Annotated in this window: 17 protein-coding genes and 1 pseudogene; 6 read left to right on the plus strand and 12 right to left on the minus strand. The window is 63.3% G+C overall.

The window, feature by feature from the left end; all coding sequences use genetic code 11:
* Window positions 1-114 precede the first annotated feature (114 nt).
* Together pyrC and plsY are read left to right on the plus strand one after the other, a co-directional pair.
* Window positions 115-1,395 (plus strand): dihydroorotase, encoded by a 1,281-nt coding sequence (pyrC, locus tag FCK22_RS09500; RefSeq protein ID WP_067265578.1) that lies wholly within the window; start codon window positions 115-117, stop codon window positions 1,393-1,395.
* Entirely contained in the window at window positions 1,395-2,003 is a 609-nt protein-coding gene (gene plsY, locus FCK22_RS09505; protein WP_067265575.1) for a glycerol-3-phosphate 1-O-acyltransferase PlsY, read from the plus strand. The genes pyrC and plsY overlap by 1 nt, the downstream gene beginning before the upstream one ends.
* Before the next feature lie 34 nt (window positions 2,004-2,037).
* On the opposite strand, the pseudogene FCK22_RS09510 reads toward plsY, so the two are convergent.
* The 3 genes and pseudogenes from FCK22_RS09510 to FCK22_RS09520 form a co-directional block, all read right to left on the minus strand.
* Window positions 2,038-3,407: pseudogene (locus tag FCK22_RS09510) on the minus strand (glutamate--cysteine ligase).
* 96 nt (window positions 3,408-3,503) lie between these two features.
* The gene (locus FCK22_RS09515; RefSeq protein ID WP_067265571.1) at window positions 3,504-4,034 is read right to left on the minus strand and encodes a hypothetical protein; all 531 of its coding nucleotides are present in this window, start codon (window positions 4,032-4,034) and stop codon (window positions 3,504-3,506) included.
* Between the two features lie 16 nt (window positions 4,035-4,050).
* On the minus strand, window positions 4,051-4,770 hold the full coding sequence (locus FCK22_RS09520; RefSeq protein ID WP_067265568.1) for a 16S rRNA (uracil(1498)-N(3))-methyltransferase: 720 nt from the start codon (window positions 4,768-4,770) through the stop codon (window positions 4,051-4,053).
* A 12-nt stretch (window positions 4,771-4,782) separates the two neighbouring features.
* On the opposite strand from FCK22_RS09520, the gene ubiA reads away from it, so the two are divergent.
* Genes ubiA through FCK22_RS09540 form a run of 4 tightly spaced genes read left to right on the plus strand, consistent with a single transcriptional unit; the run spans window position 4,783 to window position 8,471 of the window.
* The gene (gene ubiA / locus FCK22_RS09525; protein ID WP_067265566.1) at window positions 4,783-5,757 is read left to right on the plus strand and encodes a 4-hydroxybenzoate octaprenyltransferase; all 975 of its coding nucleotides are present in this window, start codon (window positions 4,783-4,785) and stop codon (window positions 5,755-5,757) included.
* 59 nt (window positions 5,758-5,816) lie between these two features.
* The gene (locus tag FCK22_RS09530; protein WP_067265563.1) at window positions 5,817-7,742 is read left to right on the plus strand and encodes an OmpA family protein; all 1,926 of its coding nucleotides are present in this window, start codon (window positions 5,817-5,819) and stop codon (window positions 7,740-7,742) included.
* Window positions 7,729-8,052: a hypothetical protein gene (locus FCK22_RS09535; protein ID WP_007118939.1), complete on the plus strand. Its 324-nt coding sequence runs from the start codon at window positions 7,729-7,731 to the stop codon at window positions 8,050-8,052. The genes FCK22_RS09530 and FCK22_RS09535 overlap by 14 nt, the downstream gene beginning before the upstream one ends.
* A gap of 23 nt (window positions 8,053-8,075) precedes the next feature.
* Complete coding sequence (locus FCK22_RS09540; protein WP_067265561.1) at window positions 8,076-8,471, plus strand: VOC family protein; 396 nt, start codon at window positions 8,076-8,078, stop codon at window positions 8,469-8,471.
* 9 nt (window positions 8,472-8,480) lie between these two features.
* On the opposite strand, the gene FCK22_RS09545 is transcribed toward FCK22_RS09540, so the two are convergent.
* From FCK22_RS09545 to FCK22_RS09585, 9 genes are all read right to left on the minus strand, one after another.
* Window positions 8,481-8,924 carry a molybdenum cofactor biosynthesis protein MoaE gene (locus FCK22_RS09545; protein WP_067265558.1) on the minus strand — a complete coding sequence of 148 codons (444 nt, stop codon included), beginning with the start codon at window positions 8,922-8,924 and terminating at the stop codon, window positions 8,481-8,483.
* Window positions 8,925-8,927: 3 nt separating this feature from the next.
* Complete coding sequence (gene moaD / locus FCK22_RS09550) at window positions 8,928-9,173, minus strand: molybdopterin converting factor subunit 1 (RefSeq protein WP_067265555.1); 246 nt, start codon at window positions 9,171-9,173, stop codon at window positions 8,928-8,930.
* Window positions 9,173-9,838, minus strand: a complete 666-nt coding sequence (gene pgsA, locus FCK22_RS09555) for a CDP-diacylglycerol--glycerol-3-phosphate 3-phosphatidyltransferase (protein WP_067265553.1) — start codon at window positions 9,836-9,838, stop codon at window positions 9,173-9,175. Before pgsA ends, moaD begins: the two co-directional genes overlap by 1 nt.
* Window positions 9,839-9,923: 85 nt before the next feature.
* Window positions 9,924-11,792, minus strand: coding sequence for an excinuclease ABC subunit UvrC (uvrC, locus tag FCK22_RS09560; RefSeq protein ID WP_067265551.1), 1,869 nt, complete (start codon window positions 11,790-11,792; stop codon window positions 9,924-9,926).
* Window positions 11,793-12,077: 285 nt separating this feature from the next.
* Window positions 12,078-12,857 (minus strand): SDR family oxidoreductase, encoded by a 780-nt coding sequence (locus FCK22_RS09565; RefSeq protein ID WP_067265548.1) that lies wholly within the window; start codon window positions 12,855-12,857, stop codon window positions 12,078-12,080.
* A 12-nt stretch (window positions 12,858-12,869) separates the two neighbouring features.
* On the minus strand, window positions 12,870-13,829 hold the full coding sequence (locus FCK22_RS09570) for a calcium/sodium antiporter (RefSeq protein WP_231886374.1): 960 nt from the start codon (window positions 13,827-13,829) through the stop codon (window positions 12,870-12,872).
* 167 nt (window positions 13,830-13,996) lie between these two features.
* Window positions 13,997-14,794 (minus strand): S49 family peptidase, encoded by a 798-nt coding sequence (locus tag FCK22_RS09575; protein ID WP_067265546.1) that lies wholly within the window; start codon window positions 14,792-14,794, stop codon window positions 13,997-13,999.
* Window positions 14,795-14,853: 59 nt separating this feature from the next.
* Window positions 14,854-15,615: an ABC transporter permease gene (locus tag FCK22_RS09580; RefSeq protein WP_067265544.1), complete on the minus strand. Its 762-nt coding sequence runs from the start codon at window positions 15,613-15,615 to the stop codon at window positions 14,854-14,856.
* Window positions 15,612-16,316: ABC transporter ATP-binding protein (locus FCK22_RS09585; RefSeq protein WP_136720405.1), on the minus strand; the 705-nt coding region annotated here is incomplete at its 5' end. The genes FCK22_RS09580 and FCK22_RS09585, both read right to left, overlap by 4 nt.

Here is a 16,316-nt window from a genome sequence, read left to right on the forward strand (position 1 = left end):
TGGATTGGCGGCTAGCGGCGCGTGCGCCACGCTTGCGCCCAAAAGACCGCTTGGTTTGGGGGGCGATTTGGGGCATGACAGCGGCGCATCCGCTATCGCACCAAAGGCCCGCCCATGACCCAGTTCTTCACCAATCTGCGCCTTCTCGACCCTCAGGCTGGCACGCTTGAGCCTGCTACGGTTCTGGTCCGCAACGGGGTGATTGCCGAAGTTTTGGACGATGGGGCAACAACGCCCGAGGGCGCGGAACTGGTCGATTGCGGTGGCCATATCCTCGCCCCCGGTATCATCGACATCGGCGTCAAAGTTTGCGAACCGGGCGAGCGGCACAAGGAAAGCTACCGCTCTGCCGGGCTGGCGGCAGCGGCGGGCGGGGTGACCACCATGGTCACGCGCCCCGACACCGATCCGGCCATCGACAGCCCCGAGACGCTGGAATTTGTCACCCGCCGCGCCAATGAAGCCGCCCCGGTGAATGTGGTCCCGATGGCCGCGCTCACCAAAGGCCGCGAAGGGCGCGAAATGACCGAGATTGGCTTCCTGATGGACGCCGGGGCCGCTGCCTTCACCGATTGTGACCGCGTGGTGACGGATACCAAGGTCTTCTCCCGCGCGCTCACTTATGCCCGCAGCCTCGGCGCGCTGGTCATCGCCCACCCGCAGGATCCGGGGCTGAGCAAGGGGGCGACCGTCACCTCTGGCAAATTCGCCTCACTGCGCGGCTTGCCTGCCGTCTCACCCATGGCCGAGCGGATGGGGCTGGACCGCGACATCGCCCTCATTGAGATGACCGGCGCGCGCTACCACGCGGATCAGATCACCACCGCCCGCGCCCTGCCCGCGCTGGAACGCGCCAAGCGCAACGGGCTCGACATCACCGCTGGTGTCGGCATTCACCACCTGACGCTGAACGCGCTCGACGTGGCCGACTACCGCACCTTCTTCAAAGTGAAGCCGCCACTGCGCGATGAGGAAGACCGCCTTGCCGTGGTAGAAGCCGTGGCCAGTGGCCTGATCGACATCATCTGTTCCATGCACACCCCGCAGGACGAAGAAAGCAAACGCCTGCCCTTCGAGGAGGCCGCCAGCGGCGCGGTGGGGCTGGAGACGCTGCTGCCCGCCGCGATGCGTTTGGTCCATGCCGAGATGATGGACCTGCCCACGCTCTGGCGCGCGCTGTCGCTGAACCCGGCCAAACGCCTCGGCCTGCCCGGCGGGCGGATTGCCGTGGGGGCGCCTGCGGATATGGTGCTGTTCAACCCCGATGCGCCCTTCGCTCTGGACCGCGCGACCCTGCGGTCGAAATCCCGCAACACGCCCTTTGACGGGATGCGGATGCAGGGTAAGGTCGTGGCAACTTATGTAGCAGGTTCCTGCGTTTACGAGGCGAATTGATGCCCCCTATCGAGACTTCCGTTGAATTGATCCTTTTCTGGGCGGTGGCAGGCTATGTCATCGGCTCCATCGCCTTTGGCATGTTGCTGGCGCGGTTGATGGGGTTGGGCAACCTGCGCGATATCGGATCGGGCAACATCGGCGCGACCAATGTTCTGCGCACCGGCAACAAGAAGGCGGCGGCGCTGACGCTGTTGCTGGACGGGGCCAAGGGGGCCGTGGCGGTGCTGCTGGCCCGCGCCTTCGCGGGCGAGGATGCGGCGCAGGCGGCGGCGCTTGGCGCGATGATCGGCCATTGCTACCCGGTCTGGCTGGGCTTTCGCGGCGGCAAGGGTGTGGCGACCTTTCTGGGCCTCATGCTGGCGCTCGCTTGGCCCGTCGGGCTGGCCTGCTGTGCGGTCTGGCTGGCGACGGCGGCACTCTCGCGCATTTCGTCGCTGTCCGCACTGGCGGCGGCGGCAAGCTCGACCTTCCTGCTGGTCTTCCTTGGCTACGGGGAAATGCTGCTTTTGGGCATCGCCCTGACTTTGCTGATCTTTTGGCGGCACCGCGACAATATCCGCCGGATCCGCGCAGGCACGGAATCGCGCATCGGACAGAAAGGCTGACACCGCCCGAGGGCGGCATCAGCCCCTTTCCCGTTCAGTAGGAATATTCCGCGTAGATACGGCTCAGATCGCCGTTCCAAGGCCCGTGGTAATCCGCCAACAGATCGTCGGCGGGCACGCGGCCCGTCTCGATGCTGTCGCGCAGGGCGTTGAGGAAATGCGTCTCATCCGGCACCAGCCCACCGGCACCGGGACGGGCGCGGGCTCTCAGCCCCGCCTCTGACAGGGCCACGGCCTCCCGCGCCAGATCATGCATCTTGAGCCCGCCCACCTCGCCTGAAGGCCGTGGGTGGAGGCGGCGATGCGCAATTCTTCCCGTGTCTCGGCATCCCAGCCTTTGACCAAATCCCACGCGCCATCCAGCGCGCTTTGGTCATACATCAGCCCGACCCAGAAGGCCGGCAACGCGCAGAGCCGCCGCCACGGGCCGCCATCAGCGCCGCGCATCTCGATGAACTTCTTGACCCGTGCCTCGGGGAAGAGCGTGGTGAGGTGATCGGCCCAATCGCTCAGCGTCGGCTTCTCGCCGGGCAGCGCGGGCAACTCGCCTTTCAAAAAGTCGCGGAAGGACTGGCCAAGCGCGTCGATATACTTGCCGTCGCGGTAGACGAAATACATCGGCACATCGAGCGCGTATTGCACCCAAGCCTCAAAGCCGAAGCCCTCATCGAAAACGAAGGGGATCATGCCCGTGCGCGCGTCATCGAGATGGCGCCAGACCAGACCGCGGGTGGATTTCACGCCGTTGGGCTTGCCGTCGAGGAAGGGCGAATTGGCGAAAAGCGCATTGGCGATGGGCTGCATCGCCACGGCGACGCGCATCTTCTGCACCATGTCGGCCTCAGTCGCGAAGTCGAGGTTGACCTGAACGGTACAGGTGCGGCGCATCATGGTGGTGCCCATGGTGCCGACCTTTTGCATATAGCCGTCCATCAGCTTGTAACGGCCCTTGGGCATCAGGTCCATCTGCTCATGCGACCATTCGGGCGCGGCGCCCAGACCGATGAAACCGACGCCGATCTCATCGGCCACGTCTTTCACCTCGCGCAGGTGGGTGTTCACCTCGTCGCAGGTCTCGTGAATGGTCTCGACCGGGGCGCCCGAGAGTTCCAACTGGCCGCCCGGCTCAAGGCTGATGTTGGCCCCGTCTTTCTCAAGCCCGATCAGCTCGCCACCCTCTTCGACAGGGGACCAATTGTGGCGGTCGCGCAGCCCTTCCAGCATCACCCGGATCGAGCGTTCCCCCTCATAGGGGAGCGGTTTGAGCGTGTCCTTGCAATAGCCGAACTTCTCATGCTCGGTGCCGATGCGCCACTGCTCGCGCGGCTTGCAGCCGTCCGCTAGATACTGCGCCATCTGGTCGTGATGTTCGATCGGGCCGCCGCCGGATTGAGGAATGGACATATGCGAGGGCTCCGTTTTGAAGGATCGTCTTGGGTGTCTTCTAAGTTGTCGACGTGGCGTCGCGTCTAGCAGGGATGGGCGGATTTGCCGGGGCTGTCAATGCAGCAAGACATGCGCCGGCCGCAGCGGCGCGCGCTCCCAGATCACAACGGCGTCATGGCGGGTCTTGCGTAGCTCAAAGAGCATCCTCTCGGTACGCAGCCCCGGCAGGGCGGCGAAAGCATCAAACAGCGCCTCGGATCCTGCGGCGTTCACCGGGATCAACAGGGGCGTCTCATCGTCGCGCGGCTCAAGCCGCCAATGGGCCGGAAACATCTGCCGGTCGAGACTGAGCCGCTGCAACTCGCGCAGAGCGACCGTGCCGCCGGTCAGCGGGCCGAAATAAGTGATCTGCCCTTCGACGACCTGCACCGCGCCCGCGCCATCGCCCTGCCCGCGAAAACGCGCGCGTTGCACGCCAAGCCAGATCAGCGCGGCACCGCCCGCCAGCGCCGCATAGCCTGGAACCGCCAGCAAGAAACCGGGGCCCGCGACCAGCCAAAGGCCAAGGCCCATCAGCCCGCCGCCGACGATCGCCTCGCGCCAGCGCCAAAGCTGGTCGCGGGCGCCTTGGCGCAGGAAACTCATCGGGCCACCCTTTGCATCACCAATCTCCCAAAGCCTGCTGCCACATGGTCATCGCCGCCACGGCCGCCGTATCGGCCCGCAGGATGCGCGGGCCGAGCGTGACCGCATGGGCGTGATCGAAACCGTGCAGCCGTTTGCGCTCGCCCTCGGAAAAGCCGCCTTCGGGGCCGATCAGGATGGCCCATGGCCCCTGCGCATCCGGCGGCAGGGCGCCGCTCTCCCCGGCCAGAGCCTCATCGCAGAACATGATCTGACGGCTGCTGTCCCACTGATCCAGCAGCCGCCCCAGCTTCTCGGCCTCGGCCACTTCCGGCACATAGGTGCCGCCGCATTGCTCTGCCGCCTCAACCGCATGGGCCTGAAGGCGCGGCTGCTGCACACGGCCTGCGTTGGTAAATTCGGTCATGACCGGCACGATGCGCGCGGCCCCCATCTCAGCCGCTTTTTCGACAATGAAATCGGTGCGGGTCTTTTTGATCGGGGCAAAGAGCAGCCACAGGTCCGGCGGCATTTGCAGAGGCCGGGTCTGCTCAACACAGGTCAGCACCCCGCCGCGCTTGCCCGCCTCGGCGACCTCGGCCAGCCATTCGCCATCGCGCCCGTTGAACAAAAGCACCCCGGCCCCGGCCGTGAGCCGCATCACCCCAAAGAGGTAATGCGCCTGCTCGCGCGCCAAAGGAACCGTTTGCCCCTGCCCCAAGGGCTGATCTACATACAATCTGATTTTCGCGTTCATAGGGCCAGATATATGCACAACCAGCCGCCTTCGCCAGATGCTACGCCCGATGCGCCTGTTGCTGATGCGGTGGCCGACAATTGGGTCGACCGTCACGCCCCGGCGGGGCTGCGCCCCTACCTGCGGCTGAGCCGCGCGGATCGGCCCATTGGCACATGGCTGCTGCTGCTGCCCTGCTGGTGGGGGCTGAGCCTTGCGATCCTCTTCGACCAGTCGCCGCGGTGGGCGGATCTGTGGATCTTCGCTGGCTGCGGCATCGGCGCGTTCCTGATGCGCGGCGCGGGTTGCACGTGGAACGACATCACCGACCGGCATATCGACGGCAAGGTCGCCCGCACCCGGCTGCGGCCCATCCCCTCGGGCGCGGTATCGGTGAAACAGGCGCTGGCATGGATGGTGGGGCAGATGCTGCTGGCGCTGCTGATCCTGCTGTCCTTCAACCAAGCGGCCATCGCCATGGGCGTGCTGGCGCTTTTGCCGGTGGCGGTCTACCCCTTTGCCAAACGCTTCACTTGGTGGCCGCAGGTCTTTCTGGGCCTCGCCTTTAACTGGGGCGCCATGCTGGCTTGGACGGCCCATGCGGGCACGCTGCATGCGCCTGCCGTGGTGCTCTACCTCGCGGGCATCGCTTGGACGCTGTTCTATGACACGATCTATGCCCATCAAGATGCCGAGGATGACGCGCTGATCGGTGTGAAATCCACCGCCCGGCTCTTCGGTGAGAATTCCGGCAAATGGCTGCGGCGCTTCCTGATGGCCACGGTGGGGCTGATGGGGATTGCCGTGATCTATGCCGGGCTGCCCCAAGCCTCGGTGCTGGCGCTGGCGCTGGCCCTTGGCGGGCCTTGGGCGATGGGATGGCATATGGCGTGGCAGCTGCGCGGGTTGGATACCAAGGACAACGCCAAGCTTTTGCAGCTCTTCCGGGCCAACCGCGATACCGGCATGATCCCGCTGTTGTTTTTCGCGGCAAGCTTGCTGGCCTGATTGCACCCCCGGCAGGACGCGCGTATCAAGTCGCAAGCTTAACAATCAGAAGTCCGCCCATGCGCCTCTCCGCCATTTTCACGATCGCCCTGACCTTTGCAGCCGCAGCGGTGGTCTCTCTGGTCGCGGCGAGCTTTTCGGTGCAACTGATCGAAGACACCTCGGAAATCGGCGTCCGTGACGCGCTGGACGCGCAGGGCATGACATGGGCCGAAGTGCAGGCCGATGGCTTGCAGGTCACCCTCGCCGGGATCGCGCCGACCGAGGCCGTGCGCTTTCGCGCCCTGTCGACCGCAGGCACCGTGGTCGACGCCGCCCGCGTCATCGACGAGATGGAAGTCGAGGCCCAGTCCGGCATCGCCCCGCCGCGTTTCTCTGCCGAGGTGCTGCGCAATGACGCGGGCATCTCGATCATTGGCCTGATACCCACCAGCACCGACCGCGAGGCGGTGATTGACGCCTTTGGCGACATGGCGGGCGACGCCTCGGTCACCGATCTTCTGGAATCTGCGGATTATCCTGCGCCCGAAGGCTGGGAAGACGCGCTGAGCTTTGCCGTGCAGGCGATGGCCGACCTGCCCCGGGCCAAAGCCTCGGTTGATGCGGGGCGCGTGACCATCACCGCCATCGCCGACAGCGCCGCCGCCAAGGCGCAGATGGAACGCAAGCTGCAACGCGCCGCCCCGCCCAGCTTGCGGCTGCGGCTGGACATCGCGGCCCCGCGCCCAGTGATCACCCCCTTTACCTTGCGGTTTGAGATCGACGCTGAGGGCGCGCGTTTCGATGCCTGCTCTGCCGATACCGAAGCCGCCGCCGACCGTATCTTGAAAGCGGGCATCACCGCCGGCGCGCCTGAGAGCGCCGATTGCACCATCGGTTTGGGCGTGCCCAGCCCGAACTGGGGCCGCGCCGTGGCGCTGACCATCGACGCGCTGCGCCGTTTGGGCCAAGGCAGCATCACTTTCGCCGATGCGGACATCACCCTGCTGGCCGCACCGGGCACCGAGTCCACCACATTCGACCGCGTGGTGGGCGAATTGGAAAACGCGCTTCCCGATGTCTTTGCCCTAACCGCGAAACTGCCCGAGGTCGAAGACCCAGATGCAGGCCCGCCCGAGTTCACCGCGACCCTCTCGCCCGAGGGGCAGGTGCAACTGCGCGGGCGGCTCTCAAACGAGGGGCTGCGCGATCTGGCCGACAGCTACGCGAAATCGCATTTCGGCTCGGACAACGTCTATACCGCCGCGCGGCTGGACGAGGCCCTGCCGGGGGATTGGGCCACCCGCGTCCTGACCGGGCTGGAGGCCATGGCCTCTCTCGCCAACGGCTCTGTCAAAGTCACCCCTGACCGGCTTGAGGTGATGGGCAACACCGGCAACAAGGACGCCAACACCACCGTCGCCTCGCTCTTGGCCGATAAGCTGGGCGAAGGGGCGGATTACAGCATCGACATCACCTATCAAGAAAAGCTCGACCCGATCGCGGGCCTGCCGACACCCCAAGAATGCGAAGCCGAAATTCGCGAAATCCTGAAGATCGGCAAGATCACCTTTGAGCCGGGCAGCGCCACGATTGACGCCTCCGCGCTTGGGACGATGGACGATATCGCCGAGGTGCTGAAAAACTGCGGCGACATCCGGCTGGAGATTCAGGGCTACACCGACAGTCAGGGCCGCGAATCGATGAACCTGTCGCTGTCGCAAAGCCGCGCGGAATCGGTGCTGAACGAATTGCGCGCCCGCCGGGTGCTGACCTCCTCCTTCGTGGCCAAAGGCTATGGCGAGGAAAACCCCATCGCAGACAACAAGACCGAAGAGGGCCGCGAAGCCAACCGCCGCATCGAATTCCGCCTGATCCAGCCCGAGGCCGAGACCCCCGAGGACGAAACAGCGCTGGAATCTGCTGAAGAAACGGGCGATACCACGGCAGAAGAGATCGGGGAATCCGACGAAACCGAAGAAGGCAGCGGTGATGAGCAGAACTGAGTTTGTCCTGGCAACAGCCATCATTCTTTTCGTGGCCTTCTGCATGGGATGGTTCGCCAATTGGCTGCTGAATCGCTTTACCCGCGTGGCCGCCGATGATGTGGCCCAGCTGGACCGGATGAGCCAAGAGCTGCACGAAGCCGAGGAAACCCGCGATCAGGCGATCACCTATCTGCAACAGCGCGAGGCCGAGTTGACCAACCAACTGGCCCAGACCGAGGCCGAGCTGCGCGCCGCGATGGACGGGCTGCGCGACGCCCGCCATGAGGCCGAGGAAATGCGCGCCTATATCGAACGTCAGAAAGCCTAACCCCAGACCTTCGGAGCCCTGCCATGGCCAATCTCGCCCATTCCATGATCCGCGTCTTTGATGAGGCGGCATCGGTGAAATTCTACGAAGACGTGTTCGGGCTGAAAATCGCGGACCGTCTGGATTTCGACAGTTTCACTCTGATCTACCTGCGCGACGCCACGGGCGCCTTCGAGCTGGAATTGACCGTCAACAAGGACCGCGAGACCCCTTACGATCTGGGCGACGGCTATGGCCATCTGGCCTTTGTGGTCGACGACCTTGACGCAGCGCGCGAGACCGCGATCAAGGCCGGTGCCACCCCGCGCGAGATCGTTGATTTCCGCCCCGCCGGAGAGACCGTGGCGAAGTTCTTTTTCGTGGCAGACCCCGATGGCTATCAGATCGAAGTCATCGAAAAAGGTGGCCGCTTCGCCTGACGCCGAAGCTCACCAGCGTTCCAGCGCGGCCTCGTCTTCGTCCTTTGCGGCGACCCATGCGTCACCCTCTGCCGTGATCTCGCGCTTCCAAAAGGGCGCGCGGGATTTGAGGTAATCCATCAAGAACTCCGCTGCTTCAAAGGCATGCCGGCGGTGTCGCGCGGCTGTGGCGACCATCATGATCTGCTCCCCCGGCACCAAACGCCCGTAGCGATGGATCACCAGCGCCTCCTGCAGATCGAACCGCGCCATTGCTTGCTGCGCAATCTCGCGCAAGGCCTTTTCGGTCATCCCCGGGTAATGCTCAATTTCCATCGCGCTCAGCGTGCCCGCGTCATTGTCGCGCACCACGCCTGTAAAGGTCACGATCGCGCCGCTGCTCCCCTCGCCCTTGGCAAAGCGCGCGGCCTCCTCACCCAAATCAAAGGGCGCTTCCTGCACCAAAACGCGCATCGCTCAGCCCCCGGTCATTGGGGGGAAGAAGGCCACCTCGCGCGCGCCTTGCAGCGGGGCGTCGAAATCGGTCAGTTCCTGATCCACGGCAACCCGCAGCGTGGAAAGGTCGGAAAAGGCCACTTCGTAGCGCTCCTCTCGGCCCCGCAATTCTTCGACCAATTCGGCCACCGTGGCGGCTTGGCTCTCGACCCGCTCACGGGGCAGGCCGATGCGTTCGCGGACCCATGCGAAATACAAAACATCCATTAGCGTGGCTCCTTCAGATGCGGCAGCGCCTTGCGCAGATAGTCAAAGCCGGTGATGGCGGTCAGCACGGCGGCGACCCACAAGAGCGCCAACCCCAGCAGCCCGGCCCATTCCATCCCGGCGAGTTTCCAGCCCAGCCCCAGATGATCTTCGACCTCGCCATCAAGGATCGCTTCGATCATCTGCTGGTCCATCCCGAAAACGCTCATCCCCAGGTAATGCTCGAACACGCCTTGCGAGAAGAGCACGGCGATAGCGATCATTTGCAATGTCGTCTTCCATTTGGCCAGTTGAGTCACCTTCAACGTGCCGGCGACATCGCCCAGATACTCCCGCAGGCCCGAGACAAAGACCTCGCGAAACAGGATCAACGTGGCGGGCAACACCAACCACGGCGACCAGCTTGAGAAGGCGACGATTACCATGAGCGCGATCACGACCATCGCCTTGTCGGCAATCGGGTCAAGCATGGCGCCGAGTTTGGTTTCCTGCGCCCAAGCGCGGGCAAGGTAGCCATCGAACCAATCCGTCACTGCCGCCCCGACAAAGAGCAGCAGGGCGAACCAATCGGCATAGGGGCGCGTAAAATAGAGAAACATGACCGCCACACCGGGGGCCGCGACCAGCCTGAGCAGGGTCAGGATATTGGGCAAATTCCATTTCATGACGTTATCCTATCTTGCGCCGTTCGTGGCTGAAAGGACGAAACCGCCCCGCCTGCGGGCCGTCGCCACCACGGGGCCGCCCGCCCTAGCCTTTTTCATGGAAATAGCCGTAGATCGTCTCGGCCAGTGCATCCGACACGCCCTCGACCGCCTTGAGATCGCTGAGGTTCGCGCGGCTTACCGCCTTGGCCGAACCGAAATGCGCCAGCAGCGCACGCTTGCGCGCAGCGCCGACGCCCGGCACATCGTCGAGCGGTGTGGCGCTGACCCCTTTGGCCCGTTTGGCACGGTGGGTGCCGATAGCGAAACGGTGCGCCTCATCCCGCAAGCGTTGCACGAAATAAAGCACTGGATCGTTGTGGCGCAGGGCCATGGGGCGCTTGCCGACGCGGTGGAACTCTTCCTTCCCCGCGTCGCGGTCGATGCCCTTGGCCACGCCCACCATGGGGATATCCTCGACCCCATGCTGCGCCATGATAGAGGCCACGGCGCTCACCTGCCCCGCGCCGCCGTCGATCAGCAGCAGATCAGGCCAAAGGCCGCGGCTGCGGTCCGGGTCCTCTTTGATGAGCCGTTTGAACCGGCGGTGCAGCACCTCTTTCATCATGCCGAAGTCATCGCCGGGCGTCAGGTCATCACCGCGAATGTTGAACTTACGGTACTGGTTTTTCATCATGCCTTCCGGCCCCGCCACGATCATCGCGCCGACGGCATTGGTGCCTTGGATATGCGAGTTGTCGTAAACCTCGATCCGCTCGGGCGGCTTGGGCAGGTCAAAGGCATCCGCCAGCCCTTGCAAGAGTTTGGTCTGGGTCGCCGTCTCGGCCATCTTGCGGGCAAGGCTTTCGCGCGCATTGCGCAGGGCCCCGTCGACCAATTCGGCCTTCTCACCCCGTTTCGGCACCAGCAGTTCGACCTTACGGCCCAACTTGCCGCTCAGCGCCTCGGCCATCAGATCGGGGTTCTCGATCTCATTGCTGAGGATCAACTGCCGGGGCGGCTCGCGGGTGTCGTAGAACTGGCCGATGAAGGCCTCCAGCACCTCGGCGGCGTCGATCTCGCTCCCGATCCGAGGGTAGTAGTCATGGTTGCCCCAGTTCTGGTTGGCGCGGATGAAGAAGACCTGCACGCAGGCCTGCCCGCTTTCCATATGCAGAGCGATAATGTCGGCCTCGTTCACCCCCTGCGGGTTGATGCCTTGAGCGGTCTGAACCTGCGTCAGCGCCTTGATCCGGTCGCGCAGGGCGGCGGCGCGTTCGAACTCCATCGCCTCTGACGCCTCTTCCATGTCCCGCGCCAAACGGCCCTGAATATCCGTCGATTTGCCACTTAGAAACCGCTCGGCATCGCGCACGGTCTCGCGATAATCCTCGGCCGAGATTTTGCCGACGCAGGGCGCGGAGCAGCGTTTGATCTGATGCTGCAAACAGGGCCGCGTGCGGCTGTCGAACATCGCATTGGAACAGTCCCGCAACAGGAAGACCCGTTGCAGTTGGTTCAGCGTCCGGTTCACCGCGCCCGCGCTGGCAAAGGGCCCATAATAGCTGCCCTTCTCCTTTTTCGCGCCGCGGTGTTTCTTGATCTGCGGGTAGTCGTGATCGGCGGTGACAAGGATATTGGGAAAGCTCTTGTCATCGCGCAGCAGCACGTTGAACTTGGGCTTGAGCTGCTTGATCAGGTTCTGTTCGAGCAGCAGCGCCTCGGTCTCGGTCTTGGTCGTCAGAAACATCATCGAGGCGGTATTGGCGATCATTCGCGAGATACGCGCCGAATGCCCCGTGGGCCGCGCGTAGGATGACACCCGCGCCCGCAGGTTCCGCGCCTTGCCGACATAGAGCACGCGGCTTTCCGAATCGAGCATCCGATAGACGCCCGGCGAGGAATCGAGCGACTTCAGATAGGCTTGAATCACCTTGCGGCCTTGCGGCGGAGGGCTGTCGTTGGGCGTGGTCATCTCAGGCGCTGATTCTCGTGCTTCGCTGCAATAGGACGGCAATGGGGGCAAGCTTTAACATGTCCACCAAACATGTGGATAACTCTGCCGATAACTTCTGGGCATCTTGGATTTCTCTTTGTTTTTAACATGGTTCGCTGATTTGCCTATTTTTTAGGCGCACCCATAATATCCTGATTTTGTTCATTCTTTTGTTTACCATGAAACAAGCCTCTGAAAACAAAAGGGTTTCGGTAACACTTTGGTTACATAGGTTAAGGACGTGCAAAACTTCCCGCATGCGCGTCAGTTTCGGGGGCATTTAGGGCTTGTTTCCCATTGCAAATGCTCTCCGCCATCGGTGCAGATAAGCTGCCCCGTGACCCCCGGCGAATCGATGAAATACCCCAGTGCCGCCGTGATATCCGCAGGATTCGCGCCGCGTCCCAGAACCGTGCCGCGGCGCTGCGCGGCAAAGTCATCGGGGTCTTGATGCGGGCCTTGCAGGGTCGGGCCGGGCCCGATGCCATTCACGCGGATCGCGGGGGCCAGCGCCTGCGCACTGGTGCGCGTCATCGCCCAAAGGCCCATCTTGGCGATCGTATAGGTGGTGAATTCCGGCGTCAGGTTGCGCACCCGCTGGTCCAGCATATTGACGATCAAACCGCTGGCACGCGGCTCTCCCTCGGCGTCGGTATCGGGGGTCAGCCCCTGCCCCGCCATCGCCTGCGTCAAAACGAAAGGCGCGCGCAGGTTGCTGCCCATATGGCGGTCCCAGCTTTCGCGCGTGGCGCTGGCGATATCGTCCCGCTCGAAAATCGAGGCGTTGTTCACAAGGCAGGTGATCGGCCCGCCGAGCGCTTTGGCCGCGCGAGGCAAAAGCGCCTCTGCTGCGGTGTCGTCGAGAAGGTCGGCTTGCAGAGCCACGGCGCGGCGGCCCATGGCGGTGATCTCGGCGGCGGTCGCCTCGGCTCCGCTTTGCGAAGTGGCATAATGCACCGCCACGTCAAAGCCCCGCTGCCCAAGATAGAGCGCCATGGCACGGCCCAGACGTTGCCCGGCTCCGGTCACCAATGCCCGCCGCATCTGCCGCCCTCCTCAGATCAGGATGATAAACAAATAAAGCCCGTAAAGCGCGCTGAGCACCACGCCCCATAGCCGGGTGATATCGCGCCCCAGATAGACGAAGGGGATCAGCAAGAGCGACGCGCCCAACATCACCCAAAGGTCGATCCGCAAGAAGGCTTCGTCGACCGAGATCGGACCGACAAGGCTCGCAATGCCGATGATCGCCAGCAGGTTGAACATGTTGGAGCCGATCACATTGCCAAGCGCCACATCCGCCTGACGGCGCAGCGCCGCCATCACCGTGGTCGCAAGCTCAGGCAGCGACGTGCCCACGGCCACCAGCGTCAGGCCGATCACCGTATCACTGACCCCATAGGTCTGGGCGATGATCGTCGCGTTATCCACCAAAAGGCTCGCCCCCAAGGGCAGGCCGATCAGCCCGAGGATCAGGAACATCGCGATCTGCCAGCCCGCCATATCGGGGTCCGCGCCTTCGGGCTCTTCCTCATCCTCTGCCGCGCCGCTGCGGCAGGCGTGGCGGTGATCCTTGGCATCGCGAAAAGCGTCGTAAAGCATATAGGCCAGACCGGCGAGCAGGATCAGCCCTGCGATCCAGTCAAAGATGCCGCGGAAGGCCAGCGCGATAAACAACAGCGAGGCCGCGATCATCTGGTTATAGGTCTTGCGGGTGCTGCATTCCGAGGTGTGCATCGTCGCCAATAGTGCCGGAATGCCCAGCACCATCAGGATATTGGCCGTATTCGACCCCACCACATTGCCAAGCGCCAGCCCCGGCACCCCGTCCAAGATCGCCTTGACCGAGATCAACAACTCCGGCGCCGAAGTGCCAAAGGCCACGATGGTCAGGCTGACGATCAACGCAGGCACGCCAAGGCGCAGCGACAGGTTCACCGCCCCTTTCACCAGCGCATCCCCCGCAAACAGCAGGATCACGAGGCCAAGCCCCGAAAGTAGCCACGGCATCAGCATCAACGCCCTCCCTTACAGGCACAATCGCCTTTGCCAATGCGGTAACGTCCGCAGTCACGGCATTTAGACCGGGTCAGGCGTTTGCCCCCCAGCCAATGCATTTTTCCAAACCAAGCCATCAGGCCCATGGCCACCAGAAACAGCAGGACGATCTTGAAAACCATGGGCTAGAGTCCAAACCGCGCGAAGGCCGCGCGTTCCTCTATGCCCTGAACCGCGTCCTGCATCATCTGCACGCCAAAACGCGACAACAGCCCGCGTTTCACGCCATAGCGGCGCAGCCTGACCTTGTCGCCAAAGCGGTCTTTCAGCAGCGGTTTCAGATGACCGATCCCGTCAATCAACCCCAGTTGGGCGGCGCGTTTCGCCAGCCAGATTTCCCCGGTAAACAGGTCTTGCCCCTCAGGCAGCTTGCCTGCGCGGCGGGTCTTCACATGGTCGATGAAGTTCTCATGGATGTCTTCGAGCAGCACCTTCAGCCGCGCGACATCTTCGGGGTTTTCGGGGCGGAACGGGTCGAGCATCGATTTGCTCTGCCCTGCCGTATAAACGCGCCGCTCGACCCCATGCTCGCGGATGAACTCATGCACCCCGAAGGAGGCCGAGATCACCCCGATGGAGCCGACGACCGAGCTTGGGTCCGCGTAGATCTCATCTGCCGCTGCCGCCAGCCAATAGCCGCCCGAGGCGGCCACATCTTCGACGAAGGCGATGACGGGAATGTTCTTTTCTTCGGATAGCCGCCGGATGCGCGCGCCGATCAACGACGATTGCACCGGGCTGCCACCGGGGGAGTTGATCTCCAAGGCGACAGCGGCAGGCTTGCCCTTGGCAAAAGCCTTTTCGATAACCGGACCCATGGTGGCATCGTTCAACACCGCGCGGCCCTGCGCGCCGATCATGCCGGAAAGCCGGATTACGGAAACGCTGGGCGGGGATTTCAGGAAGGGCAGCCGAATTCTCATGCCCTCCATGTAGAACGCCCACCCCGCGCAAACAAGGCGGACGCCCAAGTTTCGTAGGCTCAGGCCCGCAGACGCCAGCCGGTGCGGAAAATCCACCAGATCACGCCGAGGCAAAGCGCGGTAAACAGCGCGATGGCGGCAAGGCTGGTGATGATCGGCACATCCGCCGCGCCGAAAAACGCCCAGCGAAAGCCCGAGATCAGATAGACCACCGGATTGAAATGCGAGATCACTTGCCAGACCGGCGGCAACATCGAGATCGAGTAGAAAGACCCGCCAAGGAAGACCAGCGGCGTGACGATCAACAGAGGCACCAGTTGCAACTGCTCGAAATTGCCCGCCCAGATGCCGATGATAAAGCCCATCAGCGCGAAGCTGATGCAGGTCAGGATCAGGAAGGCCACCATGGCGATGGGGTGCTGGATCGTGATGTCGACAAAGAAGAAGGCCGTGATCAGGATAATCGTGCCGATAAAGAGCGCCTTGGTCGCCGCCGCGCCGACATAGCCGATGACGATCTCGAAGAAATTGATCGGGGCCGAGAGCAGCTCGTAAACCGTGCCGATGAACTTCGGGAAATAGATCCCGAAAGAGGCGTTGGAGATCGACTGCGTGATGACGCTGAGCATGATCAGCCCCGGCACGATGAAGGCGCCGTAGCTCACGCCCTCGACCTCATCAATGCGGCTGCCGATGGCGGCGCCAAAGACCACGAAGTAAAGCGAGGTCGACAGCACCGGCGAGATGATGCTTTGCGTGATGGTGCGAAAGAAACGCGCCATTTCAAAAGCGTAGATGGCTTTGATCGCGGTCCAGTTCATGCCGCATCCTCCTTGAGCAGATCGACAAAAATATCTTCCAAGCTGCTTTGCCGTGTCGCCACGTCTTGCAGCACCAGACCGCTTTCCGCGACTTTGGAGAGCAGTTTGGTGATCCCGGTCCGCTCGGCATTGGTGTCATAGGTGTAGATCAGCGATTGCCCATCGGCGGACAATTCCACGTCCGGCGATTGCAGCGCCAGCGGCACTTCGGTGATCGGCTCGGTCAGCTGGACTTCGAGTTGCTTCTTGCCCATGCGCGCCATCAGCGCGTGTTTCTCTTCGACCAGCAGCAATTCGCCCTTGGCGATGACGCCGATCCGGTCGGCGATGGCCTCGGCCTCTTCGATATAATGGGTGGTCAGGATGATCGTCACGCCCGAGGCTTTCAGCCCCGCCACGATCTCCCACATGTCCTTGCGCAGTTCTACGTCGACGCCCGCGGTCGGCTCATCCAGAAACAGCACCTTGGGGTCATGCGCCAGCGCCTTGGCGATCAGCACGCGGCGTTTCATCCCGCCCGAAAGCTCGCGGATCTGGCTGTCTTTCTTGTCCCAGAGCGAGAGTTGGCGCAGGATTTTCTCCAACACCGCCTCATCCGCCGGACGGCCAAACAGCCCGCGCGAGAAGCGCACGGTGTTGATGACCTTCTCAAAGGGTTCGAGATTAATCTCCTGCGGGACCAGCCCGATCATGGAACGGGC

The sequence above is a fragment of the Sulfitobacter sp. 15WGC genome (assembly GCF_005068605.1).
In the GTDB taxonomy this organism is placed as follows: domain Bacteria; phylum Pseudomonadota; class Alphaproteobacteria; order Rhodobacterales; family Rhodobacteraceae; genus Sulfitobacter; species Sulfitobacter faviae.

Coding starts and splice junctions, on each gene's coding strand:
- pyrC (WP_067265578.1), top strand. CDS start 115: ATGACCCAGTTCTTCACCAATCTGCGCCTTCTCGACCCTCAGGCTGGC.
- plsY (WP_067265575.1), top strand. CDS start 1,395: ATGCCCCCTATCGAGACTTCCGTTGAATTGATCCTTTTCTGGGCGGTG.
- FCK22_RS09515 (WP_067265571.1), bottom strand. CDS start 4,034: ATGAGTTTCCTGCGCCAAGGCGCCCGCGACCAGCTTTGGCGCTGGCGC.
- FCK22_RS09520 (WP_067265568.1), bottom strand. CDS start 4,770: ATGAACGCGAAAATCAGATTGTATGTAGATCAGCCCTTGGGGCAGGGG.
- ubiA (WP_067265566.1), top strand. CDS start 4,783: ATGCACAACCAGCCGCCTTCGCCAGATGCTACGCCCGATGCGCCTGTT.
- FCK22_RS09530 (WP_067265563.1), top strand. CDS start 5,817: ATGCGCCTCTCCGCCATTTTCACGATCGCCCTGACCTTTGCAGCCGCA.
- FCK22_RS09535 (WP_007118939.1), top strand. CDS start 7,729: ATGAGCAGAACTGAGTTTGTCCTGGCAACAGCCATCATTCTTTTCGTG.
- FCK22_RS09540 (WP_067265561.1), top strand. CDS start 8,076: ATGGCCAATCTCGCCCATTCCATGATCCGCGTCTTTGATGAGGCGGCA.
- FCK22_RS09545 (WP_067265558.1), bottom strand. CDS start 8,924: ATGCGCGTTTTGGTGCAGGAAGCGCCCTTTGATTTGGGTGAGGAGGCC.
- moaD (WP_067265555.1), bottom strand. CDS start 9,173: ATGGATGTTTTGTATTTCGCATGGGTCCGCGAACGCATCGGCCTGCCC.
- pgsA (WP_067265553.1), bottom strand. CDS start 9,838: ATGAAATGGAATTTGCCCAATATCCTGACCCTGCTCAGGCTGGTCGCG.
- uvrC (WP_067265551.1), bottom strand. CDS start 11,792: ATGACCACGCCCAACGACAGCCCTCCGCCGCAAGGCCGCAAGGTGATT.
- FCK22_RS09565 (WP_067265548.1), bottom strand. CDS start 12,857: ATGCGGCGGGCATTGGTGACCGGAGCCGGGCAACGTCTGGGCCGTGCC.
- FCK22_RS09570 (WP_231886374.1), bottom strand. CDS start 13,829: ATGCTGATGCCGTGGCTACTTTCGGGGCTTGGCCTCGTGATCCTGCTG.
- FCK22_RS09575 (WP_067265546.1), bottom strand. CDS start 14,794: ATGAGAATTCGGCTGCCCTTCCTGAAATCCCCGCCCAGCGTTTCCGTA.
- FCK22_RS09580 (WP_067265544.1), bottom strand. CDS start 15,615: ATGAACTGGACCGCGATCAAAGCCATCTACGCTTTTGAAATGGCGCGT.